Annotated in this window: 11 protein-coding genes; 7 read left to right on the top strand and 4 right to left on the bottom strand. The window is 60.5% G+C overall.

Going from position 1 to position 18,601, the window contains the following annotated elements:
- Nucleotides 1-96: 96 nt before the first annotated feature.
- The 5 genes from DM813_RS22165 to DM813_RS22185 are packed head-to-tail and all read left to right on the top strand — an operon-like array spanning nt 97 to nt 4,659.
- Nucleotides 97-696 (top strand): paraquat-inducible protein A, encoded by a 600-nt coding sequence (locus tag DM813_RS22165; protein WP_128325542.1) that lies wholly within the window; start codon nt 97-99, stop codon nt 694-696.
- A complete protein-coding gene (locus DM813_RS22170; protein ID WP_128325543.1) occupies nt 693-1,337 on the top strand; it encodes a paraquat-inducible protein A in 645 nt (214 codons plus the stop codon). The genes DM813_RS22165 and DM813_RS22170 overlap by 4 nt, the downstream gene beginning before the upstream one ends.
- Entirely contained in the window at nt 1,318-2,970 is a 1,653-nt protein-coding gene (locus DM813_RS22175; RefSeq protein ID WP_128325544.1) for an intermembrane transport protein PqiB, read from the top strand. Before DM813_RS22170 ends, DM813_RS22175 begins: the two co-directional genes overlap by 20 nt.
- Before the next feature lie 17 nt (nt 2,971-2,987).
- On the top strand, nt 2,988-3,539 hold the full coding sequence (locus DM813_RS22180) for a PqiC family protein (RefSeq protein ID WP_128325545.1): 552 nt from the start codon (nt 2,988-2,990) through the stop codon (nt 3,537-3,539).
- A gap of 28 nt (nt 3,540-3,567) precedes the next feature.
- The gene (locus DM813_RS22185) at nt 3,568-4,659 is read left to right on the top strand and encodes an AI-2E family transporter (protein ID WP_128325546.1); all 1,092 of its coding nucleotides are present in this window, start codon (nt 3,568-3,570) and stop codon (nt 4,657-4,659) included.
- Nucleotides 4,660-4,709: 50 nt separating this feature from the next.
- On the opposite strand, the gene nfuA is transcribed toward DM813_RS22185, so the two are convergent.
- From nfuA to DM813_RS22200, 3 genes are all read right to left on the bottom strand, one after another.
- A complete protein-coding gene (gene nfuA / locus DM813_RS22190) occupies nt 4,710-5,294 on the bottom strand; it encodes a Fe-S biogenesis protein NfuA (RefSeq protein WP_028941949.1) in 585 nt (194 codons plus the stop codon).
- 57 nt (nt 5,295-5,351) lie between these two features.
- Complete coding sequence (locus tag DM813_RS22195; RefSeq protein WP_128325547.1) at nt 5,352-6,386, bottom strand: acyltransferase family protein; 1,035 nt, start codon at nt 6,384-6,386, stop codon at nt 5,352-5,354.
- 110 nt (nt 6,387-6,496) lie between these two features.
- Nucleotides 6,497-8,797, bottom strand: a complete 2,301-nt coding sequence (locus DM813_RS22200; RefSeq protein WP_128325548.1) for a fatty acid cis/trans isomerase — start codon at nt 8,795-8,797, stop codon at nt 6,497-6,499.
- Nucleotides 8,798-8,953: 156 nt separating this feature from the next.
- Here DM813_RS22200 and metH point away from each other — a divergent pair, with 156 nt between their 5' ends.
- Together metH and DM813_RS22210 are read left to right on the top strand one after the other, a co-directional pair.
- On the top strand, nt 8,954-12,661 hold the full coding sequence (metH, locus tag DM813_RS22205) for a methionine synthase (RefSeq protein WP_128325549.1): 3,708 nt from the start codon (nt 8,954-8,956) through the stop codon (nt 12,659-12,661).
- 98 nt (nt 12,662-12,759) lie between these two features.
- On the top strand, nt 12,760-12,978 hold the full coding sequence (locus DM813_RS22210) for a DUF2970 domain-containing protein (protein ID WP_128325550.1): 219 nt from the start codon (nt 12,760-12,762) through the stop codon (nt 12,976-12,978).
- A gap of 13 nt (nt 12,979-12,991) precedes the next feature.
- Here DM813_RS22210 and DM813_RS22215 read toward each other — a convergent pair whose 3' ends face one another.
- Complete coding sequence (locus DM813_RS22215; protein ID WP_128325551.1) at nt 12,992-18,454, bottom strand: hypothetical protein; 5,463 nt, start codon at nt 18,452-18,454, stop codon at nt 12,992-12,994.
- Between the last annotated feature and the right edge of the window lie 147 nt (nt 18,455-18,601).

Consider the following 18,601-nt stretch of genomic DNA (forward strand, 5'->3'; position numbering starts at 1 on the left):
TGTACTCCAACCATCACACACTACGGAAAAATCCGTGAACTTGCCCAAGCGCCGTCTATATTGAGCTTGTCCCCGCCCGCAGTTAGAGCGCGCCCTATGCTGGATACCGACCAGTTGATCATTTGCGAACATTGCGACTGCGTGTATCACAAGGTCCCACTGAAAAAACACCAGAAAGCACTGTGCCAGCGCTGCGGCGCGGTACTGCAGCGTTATAACGGCATGACCCTGCAGCAACGCCTGGCCCTGAGCATCACCGCCGGGGTGCTGTGGCTGATGGCCAACTTCTACCCGGTGATGAGCATCAGCCTCAAGGGCCTGTCCAATAGCGCCACGCTCTGGGACTCGGTGCTGGCGCTGGCAGACGGCCCCATCACATTCATTGCCCTGGTAGCAGCCATTTCGATCATCATCGCGCCGATGTTCCAGCTGGCGATTCTTATCTGGGTGCTGGGGTTTGCCCTGGCCAGCAAACGCTCACCGGGATTTATCACCTTCATGCGCTGGCTGGAGTCGCTGCGCCCCTGGAGCATGCTGGAAGTCTGCCTGCTGGGCGCCATGGTTGCGGTGTTCAAGCTGGCCGGCCTGCTCGATGTACTGCCGGGGATTGGTCTGTTCGCCCTGGCGATCCTGAGCCTGTTGATGATCCGTATTGCCGGGCGCGATATCCGCGAACTCTGGGATGCCTTGCCATGACCGACCTGGTAGAAGCGTCACAACTCAACCTGGTGCTCTGCCATACCTGTGGCAAAGCCTGCGACGCCACCCGGGCGCTGCACGAATGCGACCGCTGCGGCGCCCCGCTGCATGAGCGCAAGCCCAATTCGCTGGCCCGCACCTGGGCCTACCTGATCGCGGCCCTGGTGTTCTACATACCCGCCAACCTGCTGCCGGTGATGAACACCCAGATGCTTGGCGAAGGCGAAGACAGCACGATCATGAGCGGGGTGATCGAATTCGCTTCCCACGGCGCCTGGGATATCGCCGTGATCATCTTCATCGCCAGTATTGCCGTGCCCGCGACCAAGTTTGTCGCCTTGGGCCTGTTACTCGTGACGGTACAACGTGGCAGCACCTGGGCGCAGAAAGAGCGCTCAACGCTCTATCGTTTTGTCGAACTGATCGGCTACTGGTCGATGCTCGATGTGCTGGTGGTGGCGCTGGTCGCCGCGCTGGTCAAGTTTCAGGCTTTGGGCGATATCGAACCGCGCCCGGGCATTCTGTTTTTCGGTCTGGTGGTGGTGTTCACCATGCTCGCCGCGATGAGTTTTGATCCCCGAATGATCTGGGAAACCCGCCCACCCAAGGAGCACACGGATGAAGTCAGCAGTCACTGAGGAGCCGCCAGTGCCAGCGCCGAAAACGGTTAAAACCCGGCGTTTCAGCATTTCGATGGTCTGGATCGTACCGATCGTGGCCGTGCTTGTGGGCATATCGCTGGTCGTGCACAACTGGTTGCAGCAAGGCCCGACCATCCAGATCACCTTCAAGACCGGCCAGGGCCTGACTGCCAATAAAACCGAGGTCAAGTACCGCAACGTGGTCATTGGCCACGTGACCACGGTGGACCTGAGCCCGGACCAGAAAAGCGTGACCGCGACCGTGAAACTGTCCAAACAAGCAGAGAACTTTGCCGCCGAGGACTCCTCCTTCTGGGTGGTCAGTGCACGCATCGGTGCAGGCGGCATTTCCGGTATCGATACCCTGCTCTCCGGCGACTTCATTGGTGCCGACGCCGGTCAGTCGAAAAAGCGGGCGAAAGTGTTTACCGGGCTGGAGACGCCGCCACCCATCACCTATGGCGAACCCGGCCGGCGCTTCACCCTGCACACCACCGACCTGGGTTCGCTGGGGGTTGGTTCGTCAGTGTCCTATCGCAAGATTTCGGTCGGCCAGGTGGTGTCTTACCAGTTGGCAAAAGACGGCAAAAGTGTGGATATCGAAATCTTCGTCCACGCGCCCTACGATGCCTTCATCACCGACAACACACGCTTCTGGAATGCCAGCGGCGTCGACATCGAGGCCGGTGCCAACGGCTTTGCCGTGCGCACCGAGTCGTTGTCTTCACTGCTGGTAGGTGGCATTGCCTTCCGCGCCCCGCAGTACAACCCGAATGACCAGGCGGCCGCTGAAGACAAAGTGTTCGAGCTGTTCGATGACGAGCAATCTGCCCTCGCCCCGCCCAAAGGCCGGGCCCAGTACCTGGTGCTGCGCTTCGAACAAGCCCTGCGGGGCCTGAAAACGGGCGCACCGGTTGAGTTCCTCGGTGTAGAGATCGGCCAGGTGGTGTCGGTCAACCTGGACTTCGATGCAGCCACACGCAGCTTCCCGGTGAATGTCGGCATCGTCATTTACCCGCAACGCCTGGGCCAGGCACATACCAAAATGCTCAAGGAACTCAGGCACGATCCGGACGACGAGCGAAATGCCGCCGAACTGCTCGGGACCTTCATCGACCACGGCCTGCGCGCCCAGGCCCGCAGTGGCAACCTGCTCACCGGACAGTTGTACATCGCCCTGGACTTCGATCCGAAAGCACCGAAAGTGGTCTTCGACCCCACCGCGCGGCCGATCACCATCCCGACCATTCCGGGCAGCCTCGAGCAGTTGCAGGAGCAGTTCCAGGCCATGGTCGAGAAGATCAACCGCTTGCCCATCGAGCGCATCGCCAACAACCTCGACGCCAACCTGGTGGAGTTGCACAGCAGCCTGAAACAGTTCAACAAAAACACCTTGCCTGGCGTACAGGGCACCCTGCTGGAGGTCAGCAAGACCCTGCAGAGCGCCAACTCGACCCTGGCCGACGATTCACCGCAACGCGAACAGCTGACCCAGACCCTGGACGAACTTGGGCGCATGTCGCGTTCGCTGCGCGAGCTGGCTGACTACCTGGGCCGCAACCCTGAATCCCTGTTGCGTGGCAGGCCCAAGGATGCACCGGCCGACGCATTGAAACCTTCGCGCAATTGACCGCAGGAGCACACACCATGGCGCATGCCTCGAAATTCGCACTGTTGGGCCTGGCGTTGCTGCTGGCGGCCTGCCGTAGCGACCCGATCCATTACCACACGCTGATCCCGCAGCAGCCCGCCCCTGCCAACGGTGTCGATATCCAGCTCGAACAGGTCACTGTTCCACCGCAGGTTGACCGCGCCCAGGTGGTGGTGCGCCAGGGCAACAGCGGCCTGGCGATCCTGGAGACCGAATGGTGGGGGGCAACCCTGGCCGACGAGTTGCAGAACGCGTTGAGCAACCAGTTCACCGGCACCAGCAAACACGCGCGCCTGGGCCTGCGCGTGGATGTGCAGCGCTTTGACTCGGTGCCGGGGCAATACGCCCTGCTCGATGCCCGCTGGCGCCTGCGTGGCAGCAACGGCAGCGACGCGACCCTGCTGACTTGCCAGAGCGTGATCCAGACACCGGCCGGGGCATCGGTCGATGAGCTGGTCCTGGCGCACCAGCAAAACCTCAAGCGCTTCACCGATCAGGTTGCCCAGGCCGCTCGTAGCGGTGCCAGCACCTGCCCGGCCACGCGTTGAACAACTCCAGGAACGAGGGCTCGTCGTCATGAACGAACACAGACCCATTCAACTGGGTGGCACCCGCGAATTGCTCGATGTGCTGATCCGCGCCGGACTCATTGCGGTGCTGGTGATGTTCTGCTTTGAGGTCTTTCGGCCCTTTCTCAGCCTGATGCTCTGGGCAGTGATCCTGGCAATCACCCTGTACCCGTTGAACCAGCGCCTGGGTGGCTGGCTCGGTGGCCGCCCGGGACTGGCTGCGGTAATCCTGGTGTTGCTGGGCCTGGCGTGCCTGATCGGACCGTTGAGCCTGCTCGGTGCCTCGGTGGCCGACTCGGTCAAGCTGGGGATTCATACCTTCGAGAACCAGGCGATCGAGATTCCACCACCGCCGGCCGCCGTACAGGACTGGCCACTGATCGGCGGCCCGTTGTATGGCATCTGGTCACACGCCAGTACCGACCTGAGCTGGGCATTTTCCCAGGTTGCACCGCACTTGCAGGGGGTCAGCAAAACCTTGCTGACTCAGCTGGCGGGCATTGGTACCGGCATTCTGGTGTTTATCCTGGCGTTGATTATCGGCGGGCTCATCATGGCCAAGGGCGAGATCGGCCATCGCACGGGCGTGGCCATTGCCTCGCGCATTTCCGGCCCCGAGCGCGGTCCGCAACTGGCGGAGCTGTGCACCGCGACCATCCGTGCCGTGGCCCAGGGCGTGGTCGGCATCGCCTTCATCCAGATGCTGCTGGTGGGCATTGGCCTGGTGGTCATGGGAGTGCCCGGCGCCGGCATTCTCGCCCTGCTGGTATTGCTGCTGGGGATCACCCAACTGCCCATATTGCTGCTGACATTGCCAGTGGTGATCTATGTGTTTGCCACGGACGGTGTAAGTGCGAGCACGATTATTTTCGCCGTCTGGACGATGCTGGCCGGGCTTTCGGACAACGTGCTCAAGCCGTTGCTGCTTGGCCGTGGCGTGTCGGTGCCGATGCCGGTGATTTTGATAGGTGCCTTGGGCGGCATGTTGACCAACGGCATCATCGGCCTGTTCATCGGGCCGGTGCTGCTGGCTGTGGGCTATAAACTGTTCATGTCCTGGGTTGCACAACCACTGGCAGACGACAAAACGCCGCGATAATCGCGGCGTCTGTTTGCAACTACAGCTAGCCCGGCACGCCGGGTTAGACGTTAGTAGTAGGCGTTCTCTTTCTGACTGTGGTCAGTCACATCACGTACGCCCTTGAGCTCCGGAATGCGCTCGAGCAAGGTCCGCTCGATGCCTTCTTTCAAGGTGACGTCAGCCTGGCCGCAGCCCTGGCAACCACCGCCGAACTGCAGTACGGCAATACCGTCTTCAACCACTTCGATCAGGCTCACCTGACCGCCGTGGCTGGCCAGCCCCGGGTTGATCTCGGTTTGCAGGTAGTAGTTGATACGCTCGTTGATCGGGCTGTCTTCATTGACCATCGGCACCTTGGCGTTCGGTGCCTTGATGGTCAGCTGGCCGCCCATGCGGTCAGTGGCGTAGTCAACCACCGCATCCTCAAGGAACGGTACGCTGACCGCGTCGAGGTAGGCGGTAAAGCTGGCCAGCCCTACGGCGGTGTCTTCCGGCTTCTCTTCGCCTGGCTTGCAGTAGGCAATGCAAGTCTCGGCGTAGGTGGTGCCCGGTTGGGTAATGAAAATGCGAATGCCAATACCCGGGGTGTTCTGCTTGGACAGCAGATCAGCCAGGTAATCATGCGCGGCGTCGGTAATAGTTATGGCGCTCATGGAAGTTCCTCACAGACTTGCCGGCAGTTTACGCCAACCTGGCCGCCGAACAAAGTCCTAGTAATTCTGTCGGGAAAGAGGAACGACTACCGGCGTGCTTGCCGGCGCTGACAACCAGCCACTCAAGCGGCGGTACAGCCGTTTTTCCAGCAACAGGTAGCTGACCCAGGATAATGCCGCAATCAACGGAATGCAGCCGGCAAACACCGCGTACGGGCTCAGGTGAAAGCGCTCGCTGGCGAACCAGCCGCCATACAGCACCAATACATGCACCAGGTACACCGAATACGAGCAGTCCCCCAGCGCCTTGAGCACACGGTTGCCGCTGAAATAGCGCTCCAGCGACACACAGGCCAGCACAATCAGCGCACTGGGAACGCCCCAGTGCAGCAAGCGCCGGGAAGCATCCAGGTAAAGGATCGCCAGTGCAGCCGTCACCAGCATCGCAACGGGCAGCCACAGGCCCTGAGCGACCCAGCCACGGCGATAGAGCACGCCAATGCCGATGCCAAGGAGAAATTCGTAGACGATGTTGTTGCGATAGAAGTGATCAAGCAAGCCGGCGCGGGTAAACACCTCGCTGACGATCAGCAACAAACCGGTCACCACCAACACCTGACGTTGCTGGCGTACCAGGAACACCAGGGAAAACAGCAGGTAGAAAAACATCTCGTAGTTCAGGGTCCAGCCGACATTGAGTGTCGGATACTGCCCATAACCACCGGGATTTTCGGCCGGGATGAACAGCAGCGACAGCAGAAAATGTTCCAGCTCGATCGCCTGGTGCGGCATCCACTGGCGGGCCGTCAGCAGCAACAACCCCATCAGCGCGGTGTAGAACCAATAGGCGGGAACGATGCGCAAGGCGCGGTTGAGCAGAAAACGGCGCGGAGCAATGTCCTTGTCGCGGGTCGACAGGTAGATCACCAGCCCGCTGATGACAAAGAACACATCAACCCCCACTGCCCCCCGTTCAACGAGAAAACGGCCGACCGGGCCACTGGCGTGAAAATCGAAGAAAATCTGCATGAAGTGGTGACAAACTACCACCCAGGCGGCCAGCGCCCGTAGTGCCTGAAGCGAATACAACATCCGGATACCTGCTGTTCAATCCCACTCAAGCCCCGGCCGGAACCGGGGCCGCTCGTGGATCGGACCGCAGGATGCCGGGAAAGGTCAGATGACCTTCCCGGCGGTCGTGGTCAGAGGTTTTCGTAGCGGTTCATGTCGAGTACGCCGGCCTCTACCGCATCGGTTTCCTTGATGTAGCTGTTCAGGTCATGGAAGTACTGCCAGAACTGTGGATGGCTGCGGCGCACGCCCCAGCGCATGACCACACGCTCGAACCTGGCGGTGTCGTCGCGGGCCGCTTCCAAGTCCTCTACGAACTCGGGCACATCTTTGGCCGGCACATTGAACATGAAGTTCGGGTAGCTGCTCAGCACCCCTGGCACCAGGGTCAGGGTGTCCAGGCCCGGCTGGTAGCGATAGGCCTCGCCCAGCATGAACGCCACGTTGCTGTGCGCCCGGTTGCGCAGCAGGCTGTAGACCTGACGCTGACCACCCTGCCCTTCAATGCGCAGCATGGTTGCTTCAGGTAGCTGGTTGATCACTTTCAAGCCGGCAGCCGGACGCGACACCAGGCGGCTCAGCGTCTGTTCGACGTCACGGAACTCTTCGTTCATTTCCGGGCGCGAGCAGTAGGCGTTCTGGCAGCGGTTGATCGGATCGGGCGCCGCATTGAGGCTGCCGGTACGCTGGATCAGCTTGAGGCCGAAATCACGCTTGGGGTCGGCAGGGTCGAGCTTGAGTGCGCTCGGCGTGTCGGTGTCGATCTTCTCGTAGTCCAGCCACATCTTCACTTTGCCGCTGTTCTGGTACCAGTTGCTGAGGATCGCGCCCCGCGCATCAGCTGGCATCAGGCGCAGGAAGTTGACCTCGGCACCGTTGCGGATCAGGTCGAAGTACAGGCGCGTCTGGGCCTGGTGCGAAACGTTGCCGTAGACGTCGAAGTTGACCGCCAGCTGGTAGTAGGTGCGCTCGAACAGCGGATAGTCGAACAGCCACATCGTCAGTGGCACATCACCGATCAGGCCCTTGGTCACCGAGGCGCTGTCGAAGTGGCGGAAGATCGTCAGCAGCGCATTGTCGTTACCCGCCCACAGGGTCGACCAGCTCGGTGGCGGCATGTCGGCATAGGTATCACGGCGCAGCTTTTCATAATCGTTGCGCTTGTCACGGTAGGCATGCCATAGGGTCAGGATGCTGCCGACATCGTCGATTTGCCCCGGCATCGCCAGCAACGGCGTGGCCTGGCCGCGGTATTCGGCATCGGTGACGTAGCGGTCGTGGGCCGGTTCCTGGAACAGCGCCCAGAAGTTGTCGCGGATTACGTCGGTGGCAATCTGACCACGGCACACCGGGCCGCGAATGAAGGTGCGGACGAAGTACTCGGCGTTGTCGAGCATGAACTGGTAGCGGGCCACGGCCGGGATCGCTTCGAAGGTTTCGAAGGGGTTGGCGCGGTGGCGTGGACCATAGCCCGGCAAGGCGTTGGCATGCCAGTCGCCGCTGTAGAACAGTTGCTTGACGCGCTTGAGCTTGTTCGGCCCCATCGGGTAGGTGATGTGGGTTTTATGCACGATCACGCCCTGTACCGGCATCAAGCGGTAGTAGAAGTCGGTGCCGGGAGGATCATTGGGGCGACGCGTGGCGATCAGGTCGATCGGCTGGCCGCTGGGCGTGCGCGAGCGTACCCACTGGAAGAAATGCCCCGGCTCGCCGCCGACAAAATGAATGTGGGCCAGGAACAGGTGCTCGTAGAGCCAGCGACCCACCAGCGCTTCGGTAGAGCCTGGGCGGTTGAGCAGCGCTTCCCAGTCGGCAATCTGTGCCGCCTCGTTGGCACTCGGCGCGATGGCGTCGTGTTCAACCGGTGCACCCGCTGCGAGCCAGCGTTGCAGGGTCTGGTACTGGGCATCGGTGAGGCCGGTGACGGCCAGCGGCATGCCTTCCTTGGGGTGCGCACCGGCATAGGCGTCGAATTCGCCCGGCAGCGGGCACATGTTGTTGCGGTTCAGGCCCAGGACGATCTCTTCAGGCAATTTGGCGTTGGGCGTCAACGGAGTCTTGTGGCCCAGTTCCAGCATGCGCGCCATCAGCGCCGCCTGGCTGCCCTGGTTGTCGAGCACCGAGTAAAAGCCCTTGCGTTGCCAGGCCTCGGTACTTTGCGCGTCGTAGAACAAGCGGGTCGGCGCCACCGCCGTGCTGCGGTCCCCTTGGTACACCGGCACCTTGGAGGCCCCTCGCGAGGCGCCCTCGGCGCTGCCCAGGTTCAGCTGGCAGGCCGCGTCGTTGCAGGCGTGGCAGGCCACGCACTTCTCGGTGAAGATCGGTTGGATGTCCCGGGTATAGGAAATAGCCGGGCTGGTTTGAGGAGCTTGCCCGAACGCCACGCTGCTGATGAGCAGAGCGAATGCGCTGGCAAGTAAGCGATGCACCATGTGCCTGTTGTCCTGGGTATTGAAAGCTTCACGATTCTACCGGTGCTGGCGGTGCTCCAACATGAATGAAATTCATGTAAATGCATGACACGTCTAAAAACCGCGCAGCTTTGTTATTATTCCGCACCTTTTGTTTTCGCCCGACCAGGTAGTCCTATGTCTGACCGCAGCGCTCGTTTCCAAGCACTTCAGCAAGCACTCAAAGAGCGCATCCTGATTCTCGATGGCGGCATGGGTACTATGATCCAAAGCTACCGCCTTGAGGAACACGACTATCGTGGCACGCGCTTCGCCGATTGGCCAAGCGACGTCAAAGGCAACAACGATCTGTTGCTGCTCTCGCGCCCGGATGTCATCGCCGCCATCGAGAAGGCCTACCTGGATGCAGGGGCCGACATTCTTGAAACCAACACCTTCAACGCCACCCAGATTTCCCAGGCCGACTACGGCATGGAATCGCTGGTGTATGAACTGAACGTCGAAGGTGCGCGCATCGCCCGCCAGGTAGCCGACGCCAAGACCCTCGAGACCCCGGAAAAACCCCGTTTCGTTGCCGGCGTGCTCGGCCCTACCAGCCGCACCTGCTCGATTTCGCCGGACGTCAACGACCCGGGCTACCGCAACGTCACCTTCGACCTGCTGGTAGAGAACTACATCGAAGCGACCCGCGGCCTGATCGAAGGTGGCGCCGACCTGATCCTGATCGAAACCATCTTCGATACCCTCAACGCCAAGGCGGCGATCTTCGCCGTGCAGCAGGTGTTCGAAGAAGACGGCCTCGAGCTGCCGATCATGATCTCGGGCACCATTACCGACGCCTCCGGCCGCACCCTGTCCGGGCAAACCACCGAAGCGTTCTGGAACTCGGTACGTCACGCCAACCCGATTTCGGTAGGCCTCAACTGCGCCCTTGGCGCGAAAGACCTGCGCCCGTACCTGGAAGAGCTGTCGACCAAGGCCGGCACCCATGTGTCGGCGCACCCGAACGCCGGCTTGCCGAACGCCTTTGGTGAATACGATGAAACCCCGGCCGAGATGGCTGTGGTGGTTGAAGAATTCGCCGCCAGCGGCTTTCTGAACATCATCGGCGGTTGCTGCGGTACCACCCCGGGGCACATTCAGGCGATTGCCGAAGCGGTCGGCAAATACGCGCCGCGGCCAATCCCTGACATTCCCAAGGCATGCCGCCTGTCGGGCCTCGAGCCGTTCACCATCGATCGCAACTCGTTGTTCGTCAACGTCGGCGAGCGCACCAACATCACCGGCTCCGCCAAGTTCGCCCGGCTGATCCGCGAAGAGAACTACACCGAAGCCCTGGAGGTCGCCCTGCAGCAGGTCGAAGCCGGCGCCCAGGTGATCGACATCAACATGGACGAAGGGATGCTCGACTCCCAGGCAGCCATGGTCAAGTTCCTCAACCTGATCGCCGGTGAACCCGACATTTCCCGCGTACCGATCATGATCGACTCCTCCAAGTGGGAAGTGATCGAAGCAGGTCTGAAGTGCATCCAGGGCAAGGGCATCGTCAACTCGATCTCGATGAAGGAAGGCGTAGACGCCTTCAAGCATCACGCCAAACTGTGCAAGCGTTACGGCGCTGCGGTAGTGGTGATGGCCTTCGACGAAGTCGGCCAGGCCGATACCGCCGCGCGCAAACGTGAAATCTGCCAGCGCAGCTATGACATCCTGGTCAATGAAGTGGGCTTCCCGCCGGAAGACATCATCTTCGACCCGAACATCTTCGCCGTCGCCACCGGCATCGAAGAGCACAACAACTACGCCGTCGACTTCATCGAAGCCTGCGCCTACATCCGCGATCACCTGCCCTACGCGCTGAGCTCGGGTGGGGTTTCGAACGTGTCGTTCTCGTTCCGTGGCAACAACCCGGTGCGCGAGGCGATCCACTCGGTATTCCTCTACCACGCGATCCAGAATGGCCTGACCATGGGTATCGTCAACGCCGGCCAGCTGGAGATCTACGATGAGATCCCGCCGGCGCTGCGCGAGCGGGTCGAGGACGTGGTGCTAAACCGCACCCCGGAAGGCACCGATGCCCTGCTGGCGATTGCCGACGACTACAAAGGCGGCGGCGCGGTCAAGGAAGTCGAAAACGAAGAATGGCGTTCGCTGCCGGTCGGCAAGCGCCTGGAGCACGCCCTGGTCAAGGGCATAACGGCCTTTATCGTCGAAGACACCGAAGAGTGCCGCCAGCAATGTGCGCGCCCGATTGAGGTCATCGAAGGCCCGCTGATGAGCGGCATGAACGTGGTCGGCGACCTGTTCGGCGCCGGCAAGATGTTCCTCCCGCAAGTGGTGAAGTCGGCCCGAGTAATGAAACAGGCCGTAGCGCACCTGATCCCCTTCATCGAAGCGGAAAAAGGCGACAAGCCGCAAGCCAAGGGCAAGATCCTCATGGCCACTGTCAAAGGTGACGTGCACGACATCGGCAAGAACATTGTCGGCGTGGTGCTTGGCTGTAACGGTTACGACATCGTCGACCTCGGCGTTATGGTCCCGGCCGAGAAGATCCTGCAGACCGCCCGCGAGCAAAAGTGCGACATCATCGGCCTGTCCGGCCTGATCACCCCGTCGCTGGACGAGATGGTCCATGTCGCGCGTGAAATGCAGCGCCAGGACTTCCACCTGCCGCTGATGATTGGCGGTGCGACCACTTCCAAGGCGCACACCGCGGTGAAGATCGAGCCCAAGTACAGCAACGATGCCGTGATCTACGTCACTGATGCCTCGCGCGCTGTCGGCGTGGCTACGCAGCTGTTGTCCAAGGAACTCAAACCTGGATTTGTCGAGAAAACCCGCCTGGACTACGTCGAAGTCCGCGAGCGCACCGCCAACCGCAGCGCGCGCACCGAGCGCCTGAGCTACGAGCAGTCGATTGCGGCCAAGCCAAAATATGACTGGGCCGGTTACCAGCCTGCTGTACCGACCTTCACCGGGGTCAAGGTGCTGGAGAACATCGACCTCAAGGTGCTGGCCGAATACATCGACTGGACGCCGTTCTTCATTTCCTGGGACCTGGCCGGCAAGTACCCGCGCATCCTCACCGACGAAGTGGTTGGCGAAGCCGCTACTGCGCTGTTCAAGGATGCCCAGGACATGCTCGCCAAGCTGATCGACGAGAAGCTGATCAGCGCACGCGCAGTGTTTGGCTTCTGGCCAGCCAACCAGGTCAACCATGACGACATCGAAGTCTATGGCGAAGATGGCCAGCCATTGGCGCAGCTGCATCACCTGCGCCAGCAGACCATCAAGCCGGACAGCAAGCCGAACTTCTCCCTGGCCGACTTCGTCGCGCCGAAGGACACCGGTATCACCGACTACGTGGGAGGCTTCATCACCACCGCCGGCATCGGTGCCGAAGAAGTGGCCAAGGCCTACCAGGACAAGGGCGACGACTACAACTCGATCATGGTCAAGGCCCTGGCCGACCGCCTGGCCGAGGCCTGCGCCGAGTGGCTGCACGAACAGGTGCGTAAAGACTACTGGGGTTACGCCAAGGACGAGCACCTGGACAACGAGGCGCTGATCAAGGAGCAGTATTCGGGTATCCGCCCTGCCCCGGGCTACCCGGCGTGCCCGGACCATACCGAGAAGGAAACCCTGTTCCGCCTGCTCGATGGCACGGCCATTGGCGAAACCGGCCCGAGCGGCGTGTTCCTCACCGAGCACTTCGCCATGTTCCCTGCAGCGGCCGTCAGCGGCTGGTACTTCGCGCACCCACAGGCGCAGTACTTTGCCGTAGGCAAGATCGACAAGGACCAGGTGCAGAGCTACACCGCGCGCAAAGGCCAGGACCTGGCCGTCAGCGAGCGTTGGCTCGCGCCTAACCTGGGTTACGACAACTAAGCCCGTAAACCGGCTCCTACGCCCGTAGGAGCCGGCTTGCCGGCGATCAAACCAACACGGTCTACACTATTGGGGATACCTGCACCCAGGAGCCCCTCATGGACGAACCCACCCAGGGCAAACCGCCCACCTTCTGGCAGATGCTGCAAAGCATTCTGGCCGCCGCATTTGGCGTGCAAACCGGCAAGAACCGCGCGCGCGACTTCACCCATGGCAAGGCCAGTCACTTCATTGCCCTGGGCACCGTGTTCACCCTGGTCTTCATCCTGGTGCTGATCGGCCTGGTGCAGTTGGCAATGCACCTGACCGCCCGGTAGGTAGCCTTATCGTTCAGTTAACCGCCAGCCCCACATCTGTCACCACCTGCGTGTTGACGGCCAGCAGGTAGCCTGTCGATGGAGTCCTGATCTCAAACACCTGAAAACCTAACTCGGAAAATGCCTCGGCTTTGTAGAGGCTATGGGTGTTGATGATGACCACCCTGCCACCTTGGTTGACGAACGGCACGACATGATTCGTGACCTTTTCCATGAACTGGGCCTCGGTGAGGTAGTTATCACTGAAATGTCCGCTGACGATAGCGAGGTCACCGTCTTTGGTCGTGCCGTCAATCGGGTCGAACATCTCCCAGCCGTTGTAATTTGTAAACACCGAGCTCTCACCCTGAGCGGTATGGAGGTGACTCAAGTAGTTCAAGTGGTCGATGTTGGCGATTCCGTTGTACAACAGAGACACGAACTGTCTGTCACGCACAACAGATGACATCGGCAGGTCAATCCGGCCCAGGCTGTTAATGCGAACCGCAGCATGGCGTGCCGAATTGTATTGCATCAGGTAGAAGGCGGCCGCCAGAAAGGCCCGGGCCTCATTTTCAGGGAGTGTCGAGCGGACACCGATACCAGCAGGCGTCATTACAAAGTGAGTATCGATTAGCCGGTAAAAATAGTTTTTCATGTCCTCACGTATCCGGCTTGCTGCTTCAGAAGTCATAAAGACTTCCGCCTCCGCACGTGTCGCGAATTGCTTTTTCAAGTCAATACTGTCGAACCGCATCCCAGTGCCTTCATACGCAAGTGCCGCCAGGTTGGCCTTGATGCTCTCGATGTAGTGCTTGACCTGATCGGGTTGCTCGACGATCTCGCGCTGCGTCAAATAGACCAGTGGGTTCACATCATTGACTTGCATCGCGCCGGTAAAACCGACCGCTCTGGCATAGTTGGAATAGAATCCAGAACCCGCCATCGGTTCAAGAATACGCCGCACCACAGGCTGACCCGCCACCCGTTTGCCTATGAGATCGGCTATCAGCGCCCCGTTTACAAGCCGCACTTCTGTTGAGATTTTTCCTGGCATATCGAAAAACGGCAACGACGTGATGTCCAGAGGCATCCCCCACTGATTGGAAAACACCTCGACCTTCGTGGCGATATTGGCCGTGGAGCTTCTATGACTCAATATGGCATCACTGTTGCTCAAGCGGCTGTTGTAAACGTCCTGTTGCCCCCGCGGGCAAACGAACGGATAAAAGCGATTTTGCGCCTTGTGGCTACCCGCCCCGATTCTGAAGCGTGCCGCGTAATTGGAGTCTTGCAGGCCAAACCCGGTGGGGATAGGCCGAGGAGCAAGCGCGCCCTGCGGCCGCCACAAAACGACTTGCTCTTCGTCGGGCATTCCACCGAGCAGTGTTCGCGCAGCCTCCCAGACGCCACTTGGCCCCTGACGGACCCAGACACCACCGCCACTGCCATCCGCCCGGACCACTTCCAGTTCGGCCGCACCAGCCTCGGCCGTGCGCACGCGATAGTACGCTGCGTTGCTGCCTCTGAACGCGATGTAACTTCCCCCCTCTACGCTATCGTCAGCCCAAACGTGATAGACCCGCGCCGATGGCTCCCGGATCTGCATCTGGTTGAGTTTGGCCAGCAGCGGCGCGTCCTGGACTGAGGCGCCGCCGAGTGTTTCGAGCGTGGCGATCGGCTCTTGCAGAATCCGCCACTCGCCGTAGCTACGCAGCATCAATGGACCTGCTCCGCCTGCAGCCGACAACACGCGCCATGCCTCACCTTCCGCCCGCACTTCCAGCGCACCATGGCCCCATTCCAACCAGACCTTTGCCTCATGACGCGCCAAACCGTCCGCCTCCGGACTCACGGTGAGCGTAACGGTTTGCACGTAGGTGGCGAGTCCCGCCTGCGGTGTTACGTCGAACCCTCTCAAGCCGCCCTGGGTAGGAGAAAGTGCCCGGACACTCAATACCCGATCCATGACTCTCCTGGTCAGCACATGGGGCTCGGTGATATTGATGGCCAGTGTGTCGCGGGCGGTATCGCTCATGAGCCGCAGCAACAGCTCGCTCAACGGGTTCGCGCTTTGCGCCGCAGGGGACACGCTATCGCGAGCATCCAGCCTGCCCAGGTAGTCATGCGCATCGACTACCCCGCGACGTTCAAGGACCAACACCTGTGATGCACCTTCATTACCCCACACGGCAACACTTCTGCCAGCTGTGACTACCCGAACGGCGACATCCATACCCGGTGTCCCGTTGAACAGGTCCAGCAGACCCGACAGGTAAAGCGACTCCGCGCTCTGTGTCAGCGCCGGTGAAGCAGACAGCCCGAATCCGCCATTGAGCAACGCTAGGTCATGTTGCAACCTGGCCTTGTTGAAGTTTTCGATACTGTTGGCATCGGGCACCCGGCGCTCGCTTTCGGCGCTGATCCAGCGCGTCGCCCCGCCAGTGAGTCGGCCTGGATCGACCGTGTCTTTTCCCTCTACCGATACCGCAAGAAGCATTCCGTCCGTGGCTTGCACACTTGCACGCGGCCGTGCGCCGTGGTGGATGGCGCGGGCAAAGGCGTGCTCGATTTCAGGGACGAGCAGTAACTCGGCGACGGTCTCCCTCAGACGATCCGTCTGTGCTACCCGATCACCTGGACGAGCCCCCGCTGGAGCAGGCTGAACATAGTAGAAGAGCGAGTTGGAAATTGCCCCGTTGCGGTTTTCACTGCCTTCGCTGAAGTGCCAGTTTCCGTATCGTGTCAACACCATTTCAGGCTTGCCCGCAGCACTTCCTGGCATCAACGATCCGCTTGCGGGTTCAAAACGCCTCAAGGACATGCCATCCGGGCCCTGCACCGTGATGCAGATGTCCAGATGCTGGCTAAGCAGCCCTACAATTGGCCATTCCACAGTGCTGGGCAGTTCACGATAGCGTGGTGTGCCCAGCGTCAGGGTCGCCTGCGCTCGCAGCACGCGGTTCATGGCCAGGGAAGCCTCAACAGCCAGCTCCATGCGCATAGGGGCCTGTGCAGTCCTCATTGCGCTCAGTTCAGCGGCGCTCACCGCTGACTGCCGCAGTATCTCTGACAAGTCAGCATCCTTCAGTACTTGAAGTGCCGGCGGCAACATGCCGCGTAACATCAGGGCCGGCTCGGTCAACGGGATGTCCGTTGAGTGCCCGGTATCGCCGTGTCGGTCCGGCAGCAGTGCCCGGTTCAATTTATCGAGACGCGACCGAGCCAGCGTCCCGGCCTTGCGGGTCGCTCCCATTTCCAGCACGGTTTCGAAAAAGTCGACCAATGCTTCCCCGGCTTCGTCCCATTTCGACTTCACGACACTGGTGGGGAGATCGATGGCCAGCTGTTTGAGGAGCATCGCCTTGAACAACAGTGCCCTTCCTGGAAACTTCACCTTGCCGGGTACCGCGATCAACAAAACATCCAGTACGAATGAAACGTACTCGGACCCGATTCGCAGCGCATGCGTCAAGCTGCTTTGTTGATTAGGGGTGAAATGCTCTTTGACCTGGCTGGCGATAAATGCCCGTCGGCTGTGCGCCAGCATCGAGATGAATGGAGGCCTCCAGGTCGGCCGGGCGACTTCAAGTGCATGGATAGCGGTCGACTGCCGGATAGCGTAAGGCACGGTCAGATTCACTTCGCTGGCCTTGCGATCATAATCTGCCTTGCTTGCATACACGCCCTGTGCCGTCCAATGGGCCGTAGCAGGACGATTCTTAGCAGGCTGATCAGGCAACGGCTGCGGTAATTTAGCCATCACCGCCTGCTGCGCCGCCGGCCCCAGAAGTGACCAAGACCAGCCATCGCGCCGCTGCCGGGTGAGCCACAGGTCTCCGCGAAACGCCTCCATAAATACGTCTACCGCGCTGATGTTCTTATCAAGGTCAGCAATGAAAAGGCGGCCTTCAGGTTCAGTGGCCGCGTAGATGTAATTGGCCTTGCGCGTACGCAGGCCAAATACCGGTAGCTCATGTGCTTCGATGCGCAGGTGCTGATTGCCATAAGGCATAGGATTACCGTCGGTGTATCCAGGCACTGACACCCCGGCGCTGGCCAGCAACTGCCCATACTGCCCGGTACTGATACGGTCCGATTTCAGCGCGTTGAGCAAGGTAATTTCAAAATTTGCCTGGGCTTCTTGAGCTATCCCCTCGGCAACATCATCTTCGCGCGCCCACTGCTCGCACTTGTCAGCGATCACTTGGCCAATATCCAGATCCCGGCCAATGCGGACGATCTCGTTGACCGTTACGGTGCTACCGTCGGCCTTGGTGAACGGTGCACCATTGAGCGTCGTCCAGCTGTTCATGACAAAATCATAAGCGTCCCGATTCAACTGCGGCGGTGCCAACGACCGTGGCGTGCCGTGGGAAAGCCAGGCCCACAGTCGACCACTGACTGCCGTTTTACCGGTTCGCGCCGTATGAATCTCGAGCGAATCGACCTCCACGGTGTACCCGGCAAGCGCTGTCAATGCAGCATTGAGCTGTAGTTTGGTGTCGTCGACAATCCTGGCCAACCCCTGGGTGCTCAACCGGGGGGTAGCATAGAGCGTGCTCAAGCGCTCCCTGAGTGGCAATTCAAGGGCTCCGAAGAAGGACGCCATCACCTCCAGCGCCTTGCCCACCAGTGCGCCAGCCTGCTGCTCATCTGCTGTCAGCAAAACAGGCTCATCCCCGCGGGGGTACAGCGCAACCGTGTCATCGCCCGGAGAAACCGGATCATCGGCTTGCGGCCCTGCCCAGTCATCCGCTTTGAAAGGCATAGGGATAAGCGCGTAAGCCAGCAACGAATTGAGCGCATTGTGGGCGGCCATCAGGAACACCAGCGCATCAATGCCCGGCGGGTCTGTCTCCATGCAAGCAGTGATATCGACATCGATTCGGCGCTGCAACTCACGTACAAAATCTTCTGCGTGCACAATCTCGTTCAGCGCCAGCTGCCCGGCAACCGCTTCGGCTGCCTGCTGCAGGTTGGGCATGCGATCGGGCAAGACCTCGTCACAAATAAAAACACCTGCCTTGACCAGGCCCTGGGCAAACGTGCCCTTCGCTGCCGCCTGGATCAGCTCACCGCGCAGGGAGACCAAGGGCAGCGGGTTACTGCCGTGGGGCTCCTCTGACGCACTCACAGGCACTTCTGTCGTGGCACCGAGCAACGCGTTGTGCGCGGCCATCAGGCAAAAATGCCAGGCTGCATCGGGGATTTCCGCCTCAAAACTGAGATCGATCTCAAGGTCGACCCGGCCTTGTAACGCAAGAAGAAAATCCCAGGTGTCGGTGTGCTCTTGCTCGATCTGTACCTGCGCCACGGACATGGCCAACGTCTGCAACCGCTCCAGCAACACAGCATCGCCGTTATCCCACAGGAACACACCCGCTGAAACCTGCATCAGGTCGAAGCTGTCGGTAAGGGTTGGCGGGAGAAAACCAGCGGCAATCGTGATCGCTGGCAGATCCGGCATCGGATCGGGTGCGAAAGAAATGGTCATGACAGGCTCCATTACAAATGAGGGAGCCGTCATCAGACCAGTGAACACAAGCATCACTGCGCTACATGTATCTATACGCGGATCAAGTCACCTGTGCTTGGCCGCATGCGCCTGCGGAAGTTCCTCCGCAGGCGCTCGGGTTGCATC

The sequence above is a fragment of the Pseudomonas alkylphenolica genome (assembly GCF_004025535.1).
Taxonomy (GTDB): Bacteria; Pseudomonadota; Gammaproteobacteria; order Pseudomonadales; family Pseudomonadaceae; genus Aquipseudomonas; species Aquipseudomonas alkylphenolica_A.